The organism is Streptomyces sp. WG7 (genome assembly GCF_049975785.1).
Taxonomy (GTDB): domain Bacteria; phylum Actinomycetota; class Actinomycetes; order Streptomycetales; family Streptomycetaceae; genus Streptomyces.
Map to the genome: position 1 here is coordinate 30,598 of NZ_JBNGGE010000023.1, position 19,799 is coordinate 50,396.

General features: G+C 74.0%; 18 protein-coding genes. 9 read left to right on the top strand and 9 right to left on the bottom strand.

Annotation, left to right across the window (positions count from 1 at the left end; all coding sequences use genetic code 11):
• Positions 1 to 36: 36 nt before the first annotated feature.
• From ACP4J0_RS22205 to ACP4J0_RS22215, 3 genes are all read right to left on the bottom strand, one after another.
• Positions 37 to 918: a hypothetical protein gene (locus ACP4J0_RS22205; RefSeq protein WP_426600413.1), complete on the bottom strand. Its 882-nt coding sequence runs from the start codon at positions 916 to 918 to the stop codon at positions 37 to 39.
• Between the two features lie 109 nt (positions 919 to 1,027).
• Positions 1,028 to 2,554, bottom strand: a complete 1,527-nt coding sequence (locus ACP4J0_RS22210; RefSeq protein WP_426600414.1) for a hypothetical protein — start codon at positions 2,552 to 2,554, stop codon at positions 1,028 to 1,030.
• Positions 2,555 to 2,735: 181 nt separating this feature from the next.
• A complete protein-coding gene (locus ACP4J0_RS22215; RefSeq protein ID WP_426600415.1) occupies positions 2,736 to 3,431 on the bottom strand; it encodes a GntR family transcriptional regulator in 696 nt (231 codons plus the stop codon).
• Positions 3,432 to 3,607: 176 nt separating this feature from the next.
• Here ACP4J0_RS22215 and ACP4J0_RS22220 point away from each other — a divergent pair, with 176 nt between their 5' ends.
• The 5 genes from ACP4J0_RS22220 (at position 3,608) to ACP4J0_RS22240 (ending at position 8,160) form a co-directional block, all read left to right on the top strand.
• Positions 3,608 to 4,930 (top strand): MFS transporter, encoded by a 1,323-nt coding sequence (locus tag ACP4J0_RS22220; RefSeq protein ID WP_426600416.1) that lies wholly within the window; start codon positions 3,608 to 3,610, stop codon positions 4,928 to 4,930.
• Positions 4,931 to 4,944: 14 nt separating this feature from the next.
• Positions 4,945 to 5,760 (top strand): putative hydro-lyase, encoded by an 816-nt coding sequence (locus ACP4J0_RS22225; RefSeq protein ID WP_426600475.1) that lies wholly within the window; start codon positions 4,945 to 4,947, stop codon positions 5,758 to 5,760.
• 152 nt (positions 5,761 to 5,912) lie between these two features.
• Positions 5,913 to 6,671, top strand: coding sequence for a LamB/YcsF family protein (locus tag ACP4J0_RS22230; RefSeq protein WP_426600417.1), 759 nt, complete (start codon positions 5,913 to 5,915; stop codon positions 6,669 to 6,671).
• The gene (locus ACP4J0_RS22235; RefSeq protein ID WP_426600419.1) at positions 6,668 to 7,294 is read left to right on the top strand and encodes a 5-oxoprolinase subunit B family protein; all 627 of its coding nucleotides are present in this window, start codon (positions 6,668 to 6,670) and stop codon (positions 7,292 to 7,294) included. The genes ACP4J0_RS22230 and ACP4J0_RS22235 overlap by 4 nt, the downstream gene beginning before the upstream one ends.
• Positions 7,291 to 8,160: a biotin-dependent carboxyltransferase family protein gene (locus tag ACP4J0_RS22240; RefSeq protein WP_426600420.1), complete on the top strand. Its 870-nt coding sequence runs from the start codon at positions 7,291 to 7,293 to the stop codon at positions 8,158 to 8,160. Before ACP4J0_RS22235 ends, ACP4J0_RS22240 begins: the two co-directional genes overlap by 4 nt.
• A gap of 347 nt (positions 8,161 to 8,507) precedes the next feature.
• Here ACP4J0_RS22240 and ACP4J0_RS22245 read toward each other — a convergent pair whose 3' ends face one another.
• From ACP4J0_RS22245 to ACP4J0_RS22265, 5 genes are all read right to left on the bottom strand, one after another.
• Positions 8,508 to 9,356 (bottom strand): SGNH/GDSL hydrolase family protein, encoded by an 849-nt coding sequence (locus ACP4J0_RS22245; RefSeq protein ID WP_426600421.1) that lies wholly within the window; start codon positions 9,354 to 9,356, stop codon positions 8,508 to 8,510.
• Positions 9,353 to 10,510, bottom strand: a complete 1,158-nt coding sequence (locus tag ACP4J0_RS22250) for a glycosyltransferase (protein WP_426600422.1) — start codon at positions 10,508 to 10,510, stop codon at positions 9,353 to 9,355. Before ACP4J0_RS22250 ends, ACP4J0_RS22245 begins: the two co-directional genes overlap by 4 nt.
• Positions 10,507 to 11,634 (bottom strand): glycosyltransferase family 4 protein, encoded by a 1,128-nt coding sequence (locus ACP4J0_RS22255; RefSeq protein ID WP_426600423.1) that lies wholly within the window; start codon positions 11,632 to 11,634, stop codon positions 10,507 to 10,509. The genes ACP4J0_RS22250 and ACP4J0_RS22255 overlap by 4 nt, the downstream gene beginning before the upstream one ends.
• Before the next feature lie 321 nt (positions 11,635 to 11,955).
• Complete coding sequence (locus ACP4J0_RS22260) at positions 11,956 to 13,374, bottom strand: HEAT repeat domain-containing protein (protein WP_426600424.1); 1,419 nt, start codon at positions 13,372 to 13,374, stop codon at positions 11,956 to 11,958.
• 334 nt (positions 13,375 to 13,708) lie between these two features.
• Positions 13,709 to 14,101 (bottom strand): ankyrin repeat domain-containing protein, encoded by a 393-nt coding sequence (locus ACP4J0_RS22265; RefSeq protein WP_426600425.1) that lies wholly within the window; start codon positions 14,099 to 14,101, stop codon positions 13,709 to 13,711.
• A gap of 331 nt (positions 14,102 to 14,432) precedes the next feature.
• On the opposite strand from ACP4J0_RS22265, the gene ACP4J0_RS22270 reads away from it, so the two are divergent.
• Complete coding sequence (locus ACP4J0_RS22270) at positions 14,433 to 14,627, top strand: hypothetical protein (RefSeq protein ID WP_003977410.1); 195 nt, start codon at positions 14,433 to 14,435, stop codon at positions 14,625 to 14,627.
• A 60-nt stretch (positions 14,628 to 14,687) separates the two neighbouring features.
• On the top strand, positions 14,688 to 16,490 hold the full coding sequence (locus tag ACP4J0_RS22275) for a hypothetical protein (protein WP_426600426.1): 1,803 nt from the start codon (positions 14,688 to 14,690) through the stop codon (positions 16,488 to 16,490).
• 175 nt (positions 16,491 to 16,665) lie between these two features.
• Here the strand turns inward: ACP4J0_RS22275 and ACP4J0_RS22280 are convergent, their stop codons facing one another.
• The gene (locus ACP4J0_RS22280) at positions 16,666 to 18,165 is read right to left on the bottom strand and encodes a PLP-dependent aminotransferase family protein (protein ID WP_426600427.1); all 1,500 of its coding nucleotides are present in this window, start codon (positions 18,163 to 18,165) and stop codon (positions 16,666 to 16,668) included.
• Positions 18,166 to 18,267: 102 nt separating this feature from the next.
• Between ACP4J0_RS22280 and ACP4J0_RS22285 the strand changes: the two genes are divergently transcribed.
• A complete protein-coding gene (locus ACP4J0_RS22285; RefSeq protein WP_426600428.1) occupies positions 18,268 to 18,966 on the top strand; it encodes a YczE/YyaS/YitT family protein in 699 nt (232 codons plus the stop codon).
• The gene (locus ACP4J0_RS22290; protein WP_426600429.1) at positions 18,963 to 19,730 is read left to right on the top strand and encodes a glycerophosphodiester phosphodiesterase; all 768 of its coding nucleotides are present in this window, start codon (positions 18,963 to 18,965) and stop codon (positions 19,728 to 19,730) included. The genes ACP4J0_RS22285 and ACP4J0_RS22290 overlap by 4 nt, the downstream gene beginning before the upstream one ends.
• Positions 19,731 to 19,799: the final 69 nt, after the last annotated feature.

Consider the following 19,799-nt stretch of genomic DNA (forward strand, 5'->3'; position numbering starts at 1 on the left):
CGTGAAAGTGGGGTGCGGGGGGCTGGTGGGGGGGTGTCAGGAGGAGTGAAACGGCAGGCCGGCGTCGGCCACCAGCTCCAGGTCGTCCGTCTCCTCGGCGGGCAGCAGCGTCGCGGTGCCGTCGGTCACCGGGACGATGCCCAGGTCCAGCAGCTCGGCCATGGCGGCGCTGCCCGCCATGTCGCGCACCTGGAGCTGGTACCGGGCCGTCGTGCGGTACGTGCCGCCGCTGTCGTCGCCGGTGCGCTGGAGGAAGCCGGATTCGGTGAGGAACGCGGCGGCCTTCCCGACGATGCCGGTGGTGGAGCCGGGAAGTCTGCGCGCGTCCTTGGTGGCGCCCGTCGCGCTGCGTCTGACCCAGATCCGCCAGGCGGCCTCCAGGCCCGGGGCGTCGGTGGCCGGGTCGGTGTTCTCGCCCTGCTCCTCCGCCCGCTCCTCCAGCCGGCGGCAGGCCTGGCGGACGAAGGCGTCCACGCCGTTGACCGTGACGCGGCCGATGTAGCCGTCGTCGGCGAGGTCCTCGGGGCGCGGGTAGGCCATGGCGGCCACGGCGAGGTGGGCGAGGCCGTGCAGGAAGCGGTCGCCGGAGTCGGTGGCGGCACGCCGCGCGTAGTCGCCCATGCGGACGGCGAAGACCGAGTCCTCGGCGGCGGTCACGGCCATCCCCGCGCGCGGGGACACCTCCAGGACGATCAGTCCGAGGCCGGCGGCGACGGCGTCGGCGAGCCGTGCGAACGGCGGGTCCTCGCGGTACCGGCGCAGCAGGTCGGCGTACTCCTGGTCCCGCGCGGGCAGCAGTTTGGGCTGGAGGCCGAAGGCGACGAGCCGCGCCGCGTCGGCGGCGTCGGCGGGCGTGACGGCCGTGGCGGCCGACGCGGCACCCGCCTCCGGTTCGCTCCGGTCGACGTGCTCGGTCACGGTCGGTACTCCTCGCTGTGCTGGTGCTGGTGTTGCCCGATTTGGTGCGGGTGCTGCTCAAGGTGCTGACGGTGCTCGGAGGGCTGCCGCCGGTGCCGCCGACGCGTCGTCATGCCGCCTCCGTGCGGTCCGCGGCCATCCCCGCCGCGTCCAGGAGTGCCGTGCCGACGATGAGGTCGGCACCGCCGAACTCGGGGTCGTCCAGCTCGGTGCCGTCGTCCACGGCGAACAGCAGTTTCGGCTCGCCCTGCCGGTAGGCGGTGCCGACGGGCGGGCTGGCCGCGTGGACGGCCAGCAGGGCGACGAGGTACGGCAGCTCGGCGTCGCGGGTGCGGGCGTCGGCCAGCAGCCCCGACAGCCGGCGCGGTGCGTCGTGCGGCAGGTCGAGCAGTTCCATGGCCGCGGCCAGCTGTTCCTCGCTGAAACGGCTGTCGTCCGGGGTGGCGATCAGGTCGGGTTCCGGCATCTCGGCGCCCAGGTGCTCCCGCTCCACGGGCGGGGTCAGCAGGATGTCGACGAGGTCGCCGACCCGGACGGAGACGGGCGTGCGCAGGCCGGTGCCGCGCGCGAAGAAGGCGTCGGTGACCCGGAGCGCCCGCTCCAGGGGCAGCGGCAGGACGGGGGCGACGAGATGGCCGTACAGGTCCAGGCCCGAGGTCGTCAGAGGGGTGGCGAAGGCCTGCCGGTCCTGTTCGGCGCGGAAGAGCGGGCCGGCCTCCAGCAGCCGGGACTGGAGCTGGGTGTGGCGGCGGATGCAGTCCTTGACGATGTCGACGAGCTCGGCGGCGCGACGCTTGTGCTCGGGGTCCTCGGACTCGTCACGGGCCTTGCGGATGTTGGTGAGGATCGCGTTCTCGTGGCGGTACCTGTCGGCGACGTGGTCCAGGGCCTCGGCGATCATGTCGGGGACGGCGCTCAGCCAGTCCACCGCGCGGACGTTGCGCCGGGTGGCGTCCAGGGCCCGGCGCAGGGTCTCCGAGTACTGCACGGTCCGGTACCGGGCCTGTTCGGCGGCGAGCTGGGCGTCGGCGAGGCGGCCCCGGCTGATCAGCACCTCCAGCTTGACCTCGGCGGCGATCTGGGCGCTGGTGACGTCGGTGTCCAGGGCACCGACGAGGACGTTGACCGCCTCGTCCGTGGTGCGCAGGTAGACGGTGCCGCCGGGACCGGGGACCTCTTCGAGCAGCTTGAAGTCGTAGTCGCGGCGCACATAGGTGCCGTCCGGCCCGAAGGTGCCGTACACCGCGCGGAAGCCGCGGTCGACGCTGCCGACGTTGATCAGGTTCTCCAGGACCCAGCGGGCCACCCGCTCGTGCTCGGCGGCGGGCCGTGCCGGGGCCTGGGCGGCGACGCGCGGGATCAGCCGGGCCACTATCTGGTCGTGGTCGGCGCCCGTGTCGAAGTCCATGTTCAGCGTGACGAGGTCGATGGCGGCGAGGGCGACCTCGGCCATGCCGTACACCGAGTACTCACCCGCGAGGTTCGCCTTGCGTACGTCGAGGTCGTGCAGCGGCGCCGTGCAGGCGAGCGCACGCAGCCGCCGCGCCAGCCCCTCGTCGGCGGCCGGGCCCGGGGCAGGGCGCGGCCCCGCGCTGAGCTGGGGCGGAACACTGTCCGTCGATGCAGGCGAAGTCACGGTGCACAGACTAGGTCCTCGGTCTGACAACAACCCAAACGACGCATCTGGGCCCCGACGCGACGGGCTCCGCGGGCGCTCCGGGGGCGCAACCGGGAGCGCTCCCGGGGGGAGCGGGAGGGGCCAGGGGGGCCAGGGGACCAGAGACCGGGGCCGGGGGCCGGGGGCCGTGGTGGGTGGGCTACCCCTCGTCCCCGACCCTCCGCAGGTAGACCTCCACGACCCGCTTCAGCGAGTTCTCGAGGTAGACCGCGAGAAGCCGCTCCGCCGCCTCCCGCTCGCCGGAAGCCAGGACGTCGAGGATCTCCGCGTTGCGCGCGATGTACGGCTCGTGCAGGCGCCGAGGGTCGTCCACGACGTGGAAGGCGAGGCGCAGTTCGGCGAAGACGCTGCGCATCAGTTCGTCCGTGCGTTCGCTGCCGGCCAGGGCCACCAGTTCCCGGTGGAAGTGGATGTTGGCGGTACCCACACCTTTCCAGTCACCTTCACGGGCCGACCGGCGCCCGTCCTCGACGGCCCCGGCGAGTCCGTCCAGGACGTACGGCGGCTCTCCGAGGCCCCTGACGACGGCGCACTCGACGAGGGCGCGGGTGCGGTAGATGTCCTCGACGTCCTCGACGGTCAGGACCCGGACGAAGACGCCCCGGTTGAGCTCGTGGACGAGCAGGCGTTCATGGGTGAGCAGCCGGAACGACTCGCGCAGCGTGTTGCGTGAGACCCCGAGCGCGCCGCCGATGCTGTCCTCCGACAGCCGGGTCCCGGGCGGGAAGTAGCCTTCGGCGATCCGGCTTCTGAGGATGTCGGAGACCCGCTCGGCGGTGCTGGTCCGCCCGAGGAGGGCACGGTCGTCCGCCAGTCCCGTCAACTGCTCTGCCATGCCCGGAATTCAATCGCAGATACCAGAACGAAACAACAGGGGTATTGAGGGATCGTTGAACGATCCCCTACGGTGCCTTCAAGTGTCGGCACGGCGCCCGCTCCGCGCACCGCGCCGCCGCACCGACCGGCTCACTCTCGGCAAGCACCCTCCGTCCTCCCACTGCGAGGTGCACCATGAGCACACCCCCTCGACCACAGGCACCGTCCGTCGGCACCCGTCCGTCCGGCACAGGTGAACACGCCCCGGACGACGGCCCGTTCGGCTGGCTGCGCGCCCTCGGCCCACAGGGGCGCCGCGCCTTCGGCGGCGCGTTCGGCGGCTACGCGCTCGACTCGTACGACTACTTCACCCTGCCGTTGACCATGGTCGCGCTGGCCGCGTACTTCGGCCTGGACAGCGGCCAGACCGGTCTGCTCACGACGGTCACGCTGGTCGTCTCGGCGGTCGGCGGCGCCCTCGCGGGCGTCCTGGCGGACCGCGTCGGCCGGGTCGAGGCACTGCTGCTCACCGTGATCACCTACGCCGTGTTCACCGTGGCCTGCGGCTTCGCGCCCAACTACGAGACGCTGCTGGTCTTCCGCGCCCTGCAGGGCCTCGGTTTCGGCGGCGAGTGGGCGGTCGGCGCGATCCTGGTCGCCGAGTACGCGAGCGCCAAGCACCGCGGTCGCACGCTCGGCGCGATCCAGAGCTCCTGGGCCGTCGGGTGGGGACTGGCGGTGGTCGTGTACACGCTGGTGTTCTCGCTGGCCGGTGACGACCTCGCGTGGCGCATCATGTTCTGGACGGGCGCGCTGCCCGCGGTGCTCGTGGTGTGGGTGCGGCGCAGCGTCCAGGACGCGCCCGAGGCCGCCGCGGCCCGCCGGAAGGACCCGGCGAAGGGCTCGTTCGCGGCGATCTTCAAGCCGGGCACGGCCGGCTCGCCGGGCCTGCTGCGGATCACACTCTTCGCCAGTCTGCTCTCCACCGGCGTCCAGGGCGGCTATTACACCCTCGCCACCTGGGTCCCGACCTATCTGAAGGACGAGCGCGACCTGTCGGTCGTGGGCACCGGCGGTTATCTGACGTTCCTGATCTCGGGCGCCTTCATCGGCTACCTCACCGGCGGCGTCCTCACCGACCTGCTGGGCCGCAAGCGCAACATCTGGCTCTTCGCGCTGCTGTCGGCGCTGTGCATCCTGGCGTACGCGAACATCCCCAGCGGCGCCAACACGCTGCTGCTGGTGCTCGGTTTCCCGCTCGGCTTCTGCATGTCGGCGATCTTCAGCGGCTTCGGTTCGTATCTGAGCGAGCTGTACCCGACGGCGGTACGGGGCGCGGGGCAGGGCTTCACGTACAACACCGGGCGCGCCGTGGGCGCCGTCTTCCCGACCACGGTCGGCTTTCTGGCCGACAGTTGGGGCGTGGGCGGCGCGCTGGTCTTCGGCGCCATCGGCTACGGCATCGCGGCGCTGGCTCTGCTGGGGCTGCCGGAGACACGCGGAAAGGAACTGACGTGAACCGCTCGCACCACATGGCCGACGACCGGCCGATCGTCCTCGCCGACGAGTACGCGCGCGCGTGGAGCCCGAGAACGGCCCGCTCCCGCTTCCGGGAAGGGCTGACCGGACCCACGGCCGGGGCCGCGGCCGGCCACACCCAGGCCAACCTGATCTCGGTGCCCGCCGACTGGGCGTACGACATGCTGCTGTTCTGCACCCGCAACCCGAAGCCCTGCCCGGTGCTCGACGTCACGGACGCCGGGTCATGGACCACCTCGCTCGCCGACGGCGCGGACCTGCGCACCGATCTGCCGCGCTACCGGGTGTGGCGGGACGGCGAGCTGGTGGACGAGCCGACGGACGTACGCGCCCACTGGCGGGACGACCTGGTGTCGTTCCTGATCGGGTGCAGCTTCACCTTCGAGTGGGCGCTCACCGCGGCCGGAGTCCCGGTCCGCCATGTCGAGCAGGGTCGCAACGTCCCCATGTACGTCACCACCCGGCAGTGCCGTCCCGCCGGGCGACTGCGCGGGCCGATGGTGGTGTCCATGCGCCCGGTGCCGCCCGCCCACCTGTCGGCGGCGATCCACGAGACCAGCCTGCTCCCCGCGGTGCACGGCAGCCCGGTGCACTGCGGCGACCCGTCGGCGCTGGGCATCGACGATCTGGGCCGGCCTGACTTCGGCGACCCGGTGGACATCGGGCCGGACGACATCCCGGTGTTCTGGGCCTGCGGAGTGACCCCGCAGGCGGCGGTCATGGCCTCGCGTCCGCCGTTCGCCCTCACCCACGCGCCGGGGCAGATGTTCCTCACGGACGCCCGTGACGAGCAGTACCGCGTGATCTGACGGCGGAGCCGGGGGGGGGACCCGTCCCGGAACGGAAGGGGAAGCGGAAGGGGAAGCGGAACGGAATCGTCAACGGCAACGGCAACGGCAACGGCAACGGCAACGGCAACGGCAACCGGAGACCCACCGGAGACACCGGAGACACTGGAGACATGACCTCGATCGACCTCAACGCCGACCTCGGCGAGGGCTTCGGCCGCTGGCGGCTCACCGACGACGAGGGCCTGCTCTCGGTCGTCACCAGCGCCAACGTGGCCTGCGGCTTCCACGCCGGAGACCCGGCGACCATGCGGCGGGTGTGCGAGTCGGCGGCCGAGCGGGGCGTGCGTGTCGGCGCACAGGTCTCCTACCGGGATCTGGCCGGTTTCGGGCGGCGCGCGATGGACGTGCCGCCCGGCGAGCTGGCGGCCGAGGTGGCCTACCAGATCGGCGCCCTGGAGGTCTTCGCCCGGGCGGCGGGCACGCGCGTGGCGTACGTCAAGCCACACGGCGCCCTGTACAACCGGGTGGTACGGGACGAGGAGCAGGCCGCGGCGGTCGTCGACGGGGTGGTCCTCGCGGGCGGCACCCTGCCCGTGCTGGGGCTGCCCGGCTCGCGTGTGCTGGAACTGGCGGGCCGGGCCGGGCTCCCCGTCGTCACGGAGGCGTTCGCGGACCGCGCGTACACCGACGAGGGCACGCTCGTGCCGCGCGGACAGGAGGGCGCCGTGGTCGCCGACCCGGACGCCGTCGTGGCACGCTCGGTGCGGCTGGCCGTCTCCGGCACCGTCACCGCCCGCTCGGGGGCGCGGGTCGGCGTCCACGCACGTTCCCTGTGCGTGCACGGCGACACGCCGGGTGCGGTGGAGCTGGCGCGCCGGGTGCGGGAGCGGCTGGAGGCCTCCGGCGTGCGCGTGGAGGCCTTCGCATGAACGTCCTGCCCGTCGGTGACGACGCCCTGCTCGTCGAGGTCTCCTCGGGCGAGGAGGCCGAGGCACTGCACGCGGAGCTGCTGCGGCGCCGCGCGGAGGGCACGCTCTCGGCCCGGGAGATCGTCCCGGCGGCCCGCACCGTCCTCCTCGACGGCCTCACCGATCCGGCCCGCCTCGCGTTCGAGCTGACCGCCGCCGAGGTACCGCCCGCTCCCCCGCGCACGGGGCCCGTCGTCGAGATCCCGGTCCGCTACGACGGTCCGGACCTGGCCGACGTCGCCGCGCACTGGGGAGTGGCGGAGGAGGAGGTGGCGCGCATCCACGCGGGCACCGAGTTCCGGGTCGCCTTCTGCGGGTTCGCACCCGGCTTCGGCTATCTGACCGGTCTGCCCGCGCGGTACGACGCCCCGCGCCGGGGCACCCCGCGCACCGCCGTCCCGGCGGGTTCGGTGGCGCTTGCGGGGCCGTACACGGGCGTGTACCCGCGCTCGTCGCCGGGCGGCTGGCAGTTGATCGGTACCACGGACGCCGTGCTGTGGGACCACACGCGCGTGCCGGCGGCGCTGCTGTCGCCGGGCACGCGCGTGCGCTTCGTGTCCCGCGGACGCCAGGGGGGTTCATGACGGACCGTGCGCTCGCCGTCGTCCGGGCCGGGGCCCTGACCACCGTGCAGGACCGGGGACGCCCCGGCCATGCGCACCTAGGGGTCCCCCGTTCCGGGGCACTCGACGCGCCGGCGGCGGCGCTGGTGAACCGGCTGGTCGGCAACCCGCCCGACGCCGCCGTCCTGGAGACCACGCTGACCGGCTGTGCCCTGCGCCCGCGGTGTGCGGTGACGGTGGCGGCCGGCGGCGCTCCGTGCCCGGTGACGGTGGAGGGCCGGCCGGTGCCCTGGGGCGCGCCTGTCGGCGTGCCGGCCGGTGCGCTGGTGGACGTCGGGGCGGCCGACTCCGGCGTCCGCACCTATGTGGCCGTCACGGGCGGCGTCCTCGTCGAGGCGGTCCTCGGCAGCCGCTCCACCGACCTGCTGTCCGGCCTCGGGCCGCCGCCCCTCACGGACGGCATGGTGCTGCCCCTGGGGCGACCGCACGGGCAGCACGCGCGCGTGGACGTCACCCCGCAGCCGGCTCCCCCGACGGAGCTGGTCCTGCACGTCACGCGGGGCCCGCGGGCCGACTGGTTCACGCCGGAGGCGGTACGGACGTTCGTTTCGCGCACCTATCGGGTGTCGCCCGCGAGCAACCGCATCGGACTGCGCATGGACGGACCCGCCCTGCAACGCTCCCGCACGGGCGAACTTCCCAGTGAGGGCATGGTCCTGGGGGCGGTGCAGGTGCCGCCCGACGGCAGACCGGTCGTGTTCCTGGCCGACCATCCGACGACCGGCGGCTACCCGGTGATCGGCGTCGCCCGCGCCACCGACCTCCCGGCGGCGGCCCAGGCGGTACCGGGGACACCGGTGCGCTTCGTGACCGTGCGCAGGGGCTGACGCGGGCGGGAACGCGGTGCGCCGGTGCGGCGAGGGCGGTCCGTGCGGGCGGGTGGGGTGTACGGCCGGGTAGGGGCGTACGCGGCCCGGCGACGCGCCCAACACGTCGGCCCGTACCCGCACGTGGGCCCGTACCCGCACCTGAACCCGTACTCGCACGTACGACTCATACCCGTACGTACAGCCCGTACAACCCGGACCAGTACACACAACCCGGACCGGCACGGGCGGCCGACGCCCGCCGTGTCCCGACACCCACGGCGCCACGGCGCCGCACTGCCGTACGGGACCGGCGCACACACCGCCGTGCCGCCTTCCCCCCGACTCCCGTATCCGGACACGCCCCGTCACGCCGCCTCCGGCCGCTCCGGCGTCGCCACGGCCGCCAGGGCGGCGGAGACCGCGGCGGACGTGCGCAGGTCGAGCCGGGCGCTCGTCCCGCGCGCGTGGTGCCGCAGTTCGTCGGCGGCCAGGGTCACCAGTTGGGGCAGCAGGTCGGTGCAACGCCTGGCCACCCAGCCGGTGCCGGCGGTGGCCAGCCACCACAGGTTCGCCGACCGGGACGGGGCGGGGAACTCGTTGTCCGGTGAGGGCGCAGGGCCGGTGGCGTCGCCACGCTCGGCGAGCAGTGCGTGGAAGCGCAGGGCCAGCTGCCGGTGGCCCAGCTCGCCGGGGTGCAGCCGGTCCGCGCTCCACATCGCACGGTCCGTGATCCAGTCGCCCTCGCACGCATGCAGGTGCACGGCCCCGTACCGGTCGGACAGGGCGTGCACCACGGCGTTGACCGCCCGTTGCCGCCGGGCCAGCGGGCGGGCCAGCACGCCCGGCAGCCCCAGCATCGCCCCGGGGTCCGGCAGGCACGCCGTGAGCAGCAGCGCACCCCGCGCGGTGCAGGCGCCGTACACCGTGTCGAGCCGGGCGGCGACGGCGCCGAGGTCGAAGGTGCGGCGGAGGGTGTCGTTGACGCCGACGACGACGGACACGACGTCGGGGCGCAGGGCGATGCCGGCCGGCAGTTGCCGCTCGGCCACGTCACGGGTCTGCGCCCCGCTGCGGGCGAGGTTGGTGAACTCCGCGGGCTCCTCGGCGAGTCCTGCGGCGAGCAGCGCCGCCCAGCCGCGCCACCCGTTCCCCAGCGGGTCGCCCACGCCCTCGGTCAGCGAGTCGCCGAGGGCCACGAACCGGACGCGTCTCATGACACGGCCTCCGGCGACACCGGTTGGGCGGGAGCCGTCGCGTCGTGCGCGGCCAGGAACGCCTCGACCGCCGAGTCCCAGCCGAAACACTCCGCACGCGCGCGTGCCGCCTCCCGCCGGTCCGCCTCCAGGCGTTCGAGGAGCAGGTCCACGGCGTCCGCGAAGGCCTCCCCGTGGTCGGCCGCGACTGCCCCGGCGGAGCCGATCACCTCCGGCAGCGCCGACGACAGGCTCGCCACCACGGGCGTGCCGCACGCCATCGCCTCCAGCGCGGCGAGTCCGAAGGTCTCGGCCGGTCCGGGCGCCAGGCACACGTCGGCGGACGCCTGGAGCGCGCCGAGCAGCCCACGGTCGGCGACATGCCCGAGGAAGGTCACCGGCAGCCCACGCTCCCGCGCCCGCTGTTCGAGCCGCGGGCGCAACGGCCCGTCCCCGGCCACGACCAGTACCGCCCGGTCGCCGCGCCGCCGGAGCGCCGCCAGCGCGTCCAGTGCCGTGCCGGGCCGCTTCTCGACGGACAGCCGGGAGCACATCACCAGCAGGGTCTCGTCCACGCGCGCGTGCCGGGCGCGCAGCCCCGGATCGCGCAACGCCGGGTGCCGCCCGGTCAGATCGACGCCCAGGGGCGCCCGTACGACGTTGCGGGCCCCGATGCGGGCGAACTCCCGCTCGGCGAACTCCGTGGTGCACACCACGCGTGCGTAGGTGTGCGCCGTACGGGCGTTGAGGGCGTCGGCGGTGCGCCGGGCGGTCCGCTCGGGCAGGCCCCAGGCACGCAGCACCCCGTCGGTGGTCTCGTGGGAGACCATCACGGCGGGGACCCTGGCCCGCCGGGCCCACTTGCCGGTCCAGCGCAGCGTCGTACGGTCGGACACCTCCAACCGGTCGGGGGCCAGTTCCTCCAGCAGCGCGGCCACGCGCCGCCTGTCGGTCAGGACCCGGTATCCGCCGGCGCCCGGCAGCAGCGGTCCCGGGAGGGTGATGACCCGGCCCTGTTCGGTCTCCCGGTCGTCGGCTCGCTCGCCGGGGACGACGAGGACGGGGTCGTGCCCGGCCTCCCGGTAGCCCCTGCCCAGCTCGCGCAGGGCGGTGCGCAGGCCGCCGGACGCGGGGGCGACGAAGTTGGCGAGCCGGACGATCCGCAGCGCGCTCATGCCGCGAGCACCGCCTTCCGCGAGGCCAGCACGTCCGAGTAGTGCCCGATCAGCCGGTCGCCGACGGCCGCCCAGGTCCGCCCCTCGACGGCCGCCCGCCCGGCCGCCCCGTACGCGGCCCGCAGCGCGGGGTCGGCGGACAGGGACCACACCGCGTCCCGTACGGCGGCGGCGTCGCGGGGCGGCACGAGCACCCCGGTGTGCCCGTGGGTGACGAGGTCCAGCGGGCCGCCGGCCGCGGGCGCGACGACGGGCACCCCGCTCGCCATGGCCTCCTGCACGGTCTGGCAGAAGGTCTCGAAGGGGCCGGTGTGCGCGAACACGTCGAGTGAGGCGAAGACCCGGGCGAGTTCGTCGCCGGTACGGCGGCCGAGGAACACCGCGCCCGGCAGCGCCCGCTCCAGGCCGGTCCGGCTGGGCCCGTCGCCGACGACCACGACGCGCACGCCGTCCAGGCCGCAGACGCCGGACAGCAGCTCCACCTGCTTCTCGGGGGCGAGCCGCCCGACGTAGCCGACGATCAGCTCACCGTCCGGGGCCAGTTCACGGCGCAGTGCCTCGTCTCGCCGGCCGGGCCGGAAGCGGGCGGTGTCCACCCCGCGCGGCCACAGCACGGCCCGGGGCACACCGTGCGCCCGAAGGTCGCGCAGGGCCGCACTGGACGGGGCGAGAGTGAGGTCGGCGGCGGCGTGCACGGAACGGATGCGCCGCCAGGCCGCGGCCTCGCCCGCCCCCATGTACGTACGGGCGTATCCGGCGAGGTCGGTCTGGTAGACGGCTACGGCGGGGACGCCGAGCCGGGTCGCGGCGGCCATGCCCCGGACGCCGAGGACGAACGGGCTGGCCAGGTGGACGAGGTCGGCGCGGTGCTCGGCGATCGCGGCGGCCACGCGCCGGCTGGGCAGGGCGACGCGGACCTGGTGGTAGCCGGGGAGCGGGAGGGAGGGGATCCGGACGAGGGGGCACGGGGCGGAGGTGTCCGCCTCGCCGCCGGGAGCGGTGGCCGGAGCCACGACGACGCAGTCGTGACCGCGGTCGACGAGGTGCCGGGCGGTCTGGAGCGCGCAGTGGGCGACGCCGTTCACATCGGGGGGAAAGGATTCGGTCACGATGACGACACGCATACCGGTGTTGTCGCCGGATTGGACGTGCTCGCGTCAACGTCGATCTTTCCTGGCGAGGAACGTCCCATGAGCGTTGACCTGCCCACCCGAGCGGGTCGGCCCGCGGCCATGCCCGCCTGCCCCGCGGGTCACCCGTCGTTCATCTGGTGGGCCGCCTGCCGCCCGACGGGCCGCCACCGGCGGGCGGCGCGACGGCAGTGCTCACTCACCGACGGTGACCCACCTGCTCGACCACGGTCCCCGCCCCTCGCTCGACCACGGTCCCCGCCCCTCGCTCGACCACGGTCCCCGCTCCTCGCGCGGGGACGGGTCGCCGCCCGCTCACACGGCGGGCGCGTCCGGTCCGAAGCGGCTGCGCACGGCCGTCTGGACCTCGTCCTCCTCGGCCGGGTCGGCGGCGAGCCTGCGCAGCCGTTCGACGACGCGGTTGTCGCCGGTCTCGGCATGGCGGGCGGCGAGTTCGCGCGTCGTCTCCTCGCAGTCCCACAGGCACTCGATGGCGAAGCCGGCGGCGAAGGACGGGTCGGTGGCGGCCAGCGCGCGGGCCGCCCGGCCGCGCAGGTGGGAGGAGGCCGTCTCACGGTAGATGTGCCGCAGTACGGGGGCGGCGCAGGCGATGCCGAGCCGGCCGGTGCCGTCGACGAGGGTCCACAGGGTCGAAGCGTCGGGGCCTTCACCGCGTACCGCCTCCCGCAGTGCGGCGAGGACGAGGTCGCGGTCCTGCGCTCCACCCCGGCAGGCGAGTACGCGTCCGGCGGCGGCGCCCAGGGCGTCGGGCCGGTGCACCCAGCGGCGCGCCAGGTCGACGGCGGCGAGGCTGCGCATCCGCTCGAAAGCGGCGACGGCCGCCTCCACGACCGGCGTCGAGCCGGTGCTCACGGCGCCCTCGATCAGGTCGAGGGCGTCCGGATCGTTGCCGTCGGCGAGATAGCGCAGGGCGGTACAGCGGGCACCCTCGTCGCCGGACCGCGCGGCCTCGACGATCTCGGGCCGGTCCTCGGGGCCGGCGACGGCCGTGAGACACCGGGCGGCCGGCACATGGAGCGCGGCGCCGCGCTCGACGCCCTGCTGGGCCCACTCGAACACGGCCCGCACACTCCAGCCCGGACGCGGTCCGGTGGGACTCATCTGCCGCTGCCAGCGGTCGAAGGAGCCCGCCTCGTGGGCGGCACGCACGCGCGTGGCGATCGATTCGCGGGGGTCGTCGGCCCACAGTCGCCAGGGCCGGGGTTCGAAGGCGTCCCGCACGGCGACGGCCAGCTCGGCGTCGCCCTCGGCGTCGCGCGGGAAGCGTGCCAGGACGGGGGCGGCGAGGGCGCGAAGTCCGGCGTCGTCGTCGCGCAGGGCCAGCTCGTCGAGGGCCCACGCCCAGTTGACGCCGTGGGCGGCGTACCCGCGCAACAGCTCGAGCGCGTCCAGCCTGCCGTAGGAGGCGAGGTGGCCGAGGACCGCGAGGGCGAGCCCGGTGCGTGACTCGTCGCCGTCGAGGATGTCCTCGGGGTCGAAGAGATGGGCCTCGATCGCGTCCAGCTCGCCGTTCAGGTCGAGGTAGAGGCGGGCGTAGTAGAGGGAGCGGTTCTCGACCTGCCAGTCGTGGCGGGGGTCGTGCAGCACACAGTGGTTCAGTGCCGCGAGCGCTTCGGCGCGCGGAGCGGTGAGCGCGTGCAGCGTGCCGTCGCCGCGACCCCGCTGAAGCAGGCCGAGCAGCGTACCGCTGGGCGCTATGACCGGATCGAACATGGGAAACAGCCTCACATCAAGCGTCGACGCAACCGGGGAACACGCGTTACCTGGCCGTGCGCCAACACGTCGGAGCGCCCGCCGTCTCTTGCTTGCTGAAGACCATGTTCCTCTGCCTCTCGTCGATGGCCCGTGCGGGCCGTGTCACGGCCCGCGCGGTGCGGCAACACCTGCCCAGCCATCGCGTCCGTGAACCACGTCGTCATGATGACCCGGCGGTCACATCTGCCGCGACCGAAATTTCGGCGGCCCGGTACCGCCTCCCCCGTTTTTCGTGTTTTCCCTGGTCAGAAAGTGCGGAGCGGCCCCGGAGAGGTTCCGGGCCGGCGTCCGGTCACTGGGCGTCGAACAGCTCCAGCAGCTCCGTCCGGGCGAACATCCGCGCCGTGTCGACGGCCGACGGGGTGCCCGCGGAGGGGTCCGCGCCCGCCTCCAGAAGCACCCTGGTCACTTCCGTCTCACCCTTGAAGGCGGCTCCGGCGAGTGGGGTCTGACCCCGGTCGTTGACGCGGTCGGCCTCGGCGCCTCGGGCCAGCAGCGCGCGCACCGCGTCGGCGTGCCCGTGGTAGGCGGCGAGCATGACGAGGGAGTCGCCGCGGTCGTTGGTGAGATTGGCGGGAACGCCGGCGTCCACATACGCCACCAATTCCTCGGTCCGCCCCTGCCGGGCCAGATCGAAGATCTTGGTCGCCAGCTCCACGACCTCCGGGTCGGGGGCTTCACTCATCGGCCGGACCACCTCTCACTGCGTACGTTGCGGACGTCTCGAACGTGACGGACGTCGGGGACTGTGTGCGCGTACGGCCGCGAGCGGCGCGGCCGTACGAGTGAATCGCCAGGGTACTGGCTCGTGCGGCACATGAGCCGAAGTGCCCGAGGTAAAGATCAGCAAGGAACCCGCCGGGCGCAACAGCCCTGCTCAACCGGCCCAAGGGAGCGCTCCGCCACCTGGGGTAATTCCGCCGAATTTCCCCCATTTGCACCTTTTATCGTATGGATACATGCTGTGAGCCTGGAAGTACTCATGGTGACTGTCCCCGCGAACCAGGAGAACTCACATGATCCTCTCGATCTCAGGCGTGGTCCTGCTCGGCATCGTCGTCTTCATCTTCTTCCGCAAGGACGGCCTCAAGGCCTCGCACGCGCTGGTCGCCGTCCTGTTCGGGTTCTATCTGGCGAGTACGGCCATCGCCCCGAGCATCAAGGCAGGCGGCGAGAGCCTGGCGGGCCTCCTCGGCGGAATCAAGTTCTGAGGCCCTCTCCCCCGTCCGAACACCCGCACGTACGCACGTACGCGATTCCAGGAGGCAGCAGTGGCCCGGCGGCCCCTCCCCCGCATTCTGAGCAACGGCGGCGCACAGCTCGCCCGGAGCCGGGAGCTGGCCCGGACGGCGGCCGACAGCGCCACCGACGTCCTCCAGCCGCTGATCACGATCGCCCGCGGTCTGCGCCGCCTGGCCGCGGCCGCGCGGCGCAGATGGAGCGAGACCCCCAAGGACCGGCGCGGCGCGCTGCTGTTCCTGGCGGCCTCGGTGGTCCTGGTCGTGGCACTCGTGCCGTACGGCCCGCTGCTCGCCGTCATCACTCTGATGGCGGCGGCAGCATGGCAGGGCAGGGACCGCACCCCACCCGAGCCGGAGGGCCCCGACGCCTCCCAGACCAGGCGCCTGACGTCGCTCTACGAGGCGCTCGTCCCGTACTTCTCCGTCGCCGAGGACCCCGACCCCCTGTACGCCCACGGCGGGGCGTGGGAGAAGGCGTTCCCGGCGTACGAGTTCGACGACACCGGCCGCTTCGCCCACCTTGTCATCCGCTACCCGGCGTACTTCACCGACGGGGAGGCCGAGGCCCGCGCCCGGATCGAGCACCTGCTCGCCGCGAAGTCCGGCCGGGGCCGGGAGTACCACTTCACGTGGGACGAGGAGGCCAACCACCTCTCCGTCGACGTGCTCGCGGCGCTCCCCACCGACATCGCCGCCCAGCGCTTCGTGACGGCGCCCGGCGAGACCGTCCTCGGTTTCACCGACCCGACCCGGGTCCAGCGCACCCTCCCGCTCACCCACGGCGAGGAGCGGCGCGACGTGCCGCCGGTCGTCTGGCGCACCGGAGTCCGCTCGACCGAGCCCCACCTGCTGGTCCTGGGACAGCCCGGAACCGGCACGTCCACCCTGCTGCGCTCGGTCGCGCTGCAGGCCCTGCACCACGGCGACCTGCTGATCGTCGACGGCGGCGGCACCGGTGAGTACGCCTGCCTGGTCGGCCGGGACGGCGTCCTGGCCGTCGAGTGCGGCCTCACCGGGGCGCTGACCAGCCTCGAGTGGGCCGCCGCCGAGACGGAACGCCGGCTGATCTCCGTCAACCGTGCCCGCCAGGAGGGCCGGCCGGCACCCGACGACACCAGGCGGCCGCTGTGGGTCTTCGTGGACCGGCCGAGCGCGTTCGCGCACCTGGCCGCCGCGGACGGCCGCCGGGACCCGCAGTCCCTGCTCCAGATCCCGCTGCGGCACGGCCGCGCCGCACACGTGACCGTGGTCGTCGCCGATCAGCTGGACGCCCTGGACAGCCTCAGCGACGCCGTACGGCAGCACACACGCGCGCGTGTCGTCCTCGGCCCGGCCACGGCGGACGAGCTGACGACCGTGCTGGGCGCTCCCCCGCACACCACCCCCGTCGACCAGGTCCCGCCCGGCCGGGGTTACGCCCGTCTGGGAACCGGCCCGGTGCACCGCCTCCAGGTCCCGGCCACGCCGGACCCCTACGACGACGCGACGAGCGAGGCCCACCGGCAGGCGGTGCTGGACCTGCTCCCACCGCGCACGACGCCGGCGGACGGGGAACGGGCGCCGATCCCCGCGGAGGCGCCGGAAGCGACGGAGCCGGAACCGGAGCCCGTCTCCACCGACAAGAAGGATCCCCCGGCCAGGCCCGAGGCCGGGACCGGGCTGAAGAAGCCGGCGACGGACGCCGAGCCGGCCCCGGCAGCGAGGGAGACGACGGCGGTGAAGGCGATGGTGGATCCGGTTCCGTCGGAGCCCGTCCCGGCGGAACCCATTCCGGCGGAGCCTATTCCGGCGGAGACTGTTGCGGCCAAGGCGGTCGCGGCGGAGGCTTCCTGACAGCTGGCACCTGACGCCCGCCACCGGACACCCGACCGGACCGGACCGGGCTTGGCCGGACCGGAGCGGCCACGCCGCCGCCCCGGCTTCGCCACCGGCGCCGCGCCCCCTTCTCTCTGCTCTCTCTGCGCCCCCTTCTCTCTGCGCCCTCTTCCACACCCTGCTCCACGCCTCGTTACGCCACGAACGTCCGCGGTGCCTCGCCGCCCCCGGCGCCCCCGTTCGTCACCAGCCGGGCCGCCGCGGCCAGGCGCACCGCCGCCTCCTCGGCCACCGCGCCGCCTACGGTGAACGGCAGCCGGACGTAGCCCTCGAAGGCCCCGTCGACCCCGAAACGCGGTCCGGACGGGACCCGGACCCCCACCCGCTCCCCCGCCTCGGCCAGCCGCGAGCCCGACAGGCCACCGGTCCGCACCCACAGGGTGAGCCCGCCCCGCGGCACCTCGAACTCCCAGTCGGGCAGCTCCCGCCGTACCGCGGTCACCAGCGCGTCCCGGTTCTGGCGGGCCTGCTCGCGCCGCACCTGGACGGCCTGTTCCCAGCCGCCGGTGCTGAAGAGCCAGTTCACGGCCAGCTGCTCCAGTACGGGCGTGCCCAGGTCGGCGTACGCGCGCGCGGCGACCAGGCTGCGGATCACGTCGGGCGCGGCGCGGACCCAGCCGATGCGCATCCCGGCCCAGAAGGCCTTGCTGGCGGAGCCGACGGTGACGACCGTGGACCCGGCCGGGTCGAAGGCGCACACGGGGCGCGGCATCTCGACCTCGTCGTCCAGCCACAGCTCGCTCATCGTCTCGTCGGCCACGAGCACCGTCCCCGCCGAGCGGGCGGCGTCCACCAGCCGCCGCCGCTGGTCCTCGTCGGCGAGCGCACCCGTGGGGTTGTGGAAGTCGGCGACGACGTAGGCGATGCGGGGCGCCGCCTCGCGCAGCACCTGGCGCCAGCGGTCCACGTCCCAGCCGGTGAGCCCCTCCGCCATCGCGACGGGGACCAGCCGGGCCCCGGCCTCGCGCATCAGCTGGAGGATGTTGGCGTACGAAGGCGACTCCACCGCGATGCGCTCACCGCGCCCCCCGAAGAGGTGGCAGATGGCGTCGATGGCGCCCATCGCCCCCGTGGTCACCATGATCTGCTCGGGCATGGTCGGGATCCCGCGCGCGGTGTAGCGCTCGGCGATCATCGCGCGCAGTGCGGGCAGTCCGGCCGGATAGTCGCCGTGGGTGTGCGCGTAGGGGGGAAGCTCCTCCAGGGCGCCCCGCACGGCACGGGTGAGCCAGGGCTCGGGCGCGGGCAGTGCCGCGCAGCCGAGGTCGATCACCGAGCCGAGCGCCTCGGGCGGCAGCGGCTCCAGACCGCGCGCCGGCAAGGGGTTCCCGGCCGGTACGGCGGTCCAGCTGCCCGCGCCGCGCCGGGACTCCAGGAAGCCTTCGGCGCGCAGTGCCTCGTAGGCGGCGGCGACCGTGGTGCGGCTGACGGTCAGGGACAGGGCCAGTTCGCGTTCGGCGGGCAGCCGGGCGGCGACCGGTACGCGTCCTTCGAGCACCAGGAGCCGGATGCCATCGGCGAGCGCACGATAGGCGGGTGGGCGACGGGTGCCGGGTCCGGCCGGGCGGTCCTGCTGGGAGCCGAGCAGCCGGGCCAGCTGTCCCGCCCCCACGGCCGAGGTCCACTGCGCCATGGAAATCAGTCCACCTTCCCCGAATTGGCCATGGTTGGCTCACCTTCTCAAGCCACAGGGTGTCATGCGGCAGGCCACTACCACGACCCAGGGGGGCACATCTTGTCCAGGCAGACCAGGCAGAGCAGGCAGACCAGGCAGAGCAGGCAACCGGGGCATCGGCAGCTCCCCCGGCGACTGACACAGCTCTACGGCGGCCTGGTGCTGTACGGCGCGAGCTCGGCGCTGCTGGTCAGGTCGGGTCTCGGCCTGGAGCCGTGGAACGTGCTGCACCAGGGCCTCGCGGAGCGCACCGGCCTGTCGATGGGCCTGGTGCTGACCCTCCTCGGCGCGGCGGTGCTGCTGCTGTGGATACCGCTGCGCCAGCGGCCGGGCCTCGGCACGGTCTCCAACGTGCTGGTGATCGGCGCCGCGATGGACGCGACGCTGACCGTCGTGCCCGACGCCCACGGCTGGATTCCGCGGATCACCATGATGGTGGCGGGGATCGTCCTGAACGGCGCGGCGACCGGGCTGTACATCGCCGCCCGGTTCGGTCCGGGCCCGCGCGACGGACTGATGACCGGGCTGAACCAGCGCACGGGGCTCTCGGTACGCCTGGTGCGGACCGCCGTCGAGATCACCGTCGTGGTGACGGGCTTCGCCCTCGGCGGCACGGTCGGCGCCGGCACCCTGCTGTACGCCGTGTCCATCGGCCCGCTCGCCCAGGTGTTCCTCCGCGCGTTCGCCGTTCCCCCGGCACCGGGCGGCAGCACGGTGGTTGCCGCCGGTCAACCCCGGCGCGCGATACTGCGTCGGTGACCACCGCGATACGCCACCCCTACCTGGACCATCCCGGCCCGATCGCCTTCGCCCACCGGGGCGGTGCCGCGGACGGCCTGGAGAACACGCTGCGGCAGTTCCGGCGCGCGGTCGAGACGGGCTACCGGTACATCGAGACGGACGTCCACGCCACGCGGGACGGCAAGCTCGTCGCCTTCCACGACGCCACCCTGGACCGAGTGACGGACGGGACCGGCCGCATCGCCGACCTCACGTGGGAGAAGGTGCGCCGCGCGCGCGTGGCGGGCGTGGAGCCGGTGCCGCTCTTCGAGGAACTCCTGGAGACCTTCCCCCGGGTGCGCTGGAACATCGACGTGAAGGCGGAGCCGGCGCTGCTGCCGCTCCTGGACCTGATCGAGCGGACGGACACCTGGGACCGGATCTGCGTCGGCTCCTTCTCCGAGGCCCGCGTCGTCCGCGCCCAGCGCCTGGCCGGCCCGCGCCTGGCCACCTCGTACGGCACCCGGGGCATCCTCGACCTGCGGCTGCGCTCCTGGGGCGTCCCGGCCGCGCCGCGCCGCTCTGCGGTGGCCGCACAGGTGCCCGAGGCCCAGTCGGGCATCCAGGTGGTGGATCACCGCTTCGTGCGCACCGCCCACGCGCGCGGGCTCCAGGTGCACGTCTGGACGGTGAACGACCCCGCCCGCATGCACCGGCTCCTCGACCTGGGCGTGGATGGCATCATGACCGATCACATCGACACACTGCGCAAGGTCATGGAGGACCGCGGCGTCTGGGTCTGAGACCGTCCGGGGACCGTCTGAGACCCGCCGAGCGGACCCGGGACGTCGCGCGTGCACGGGGAAGCGAGG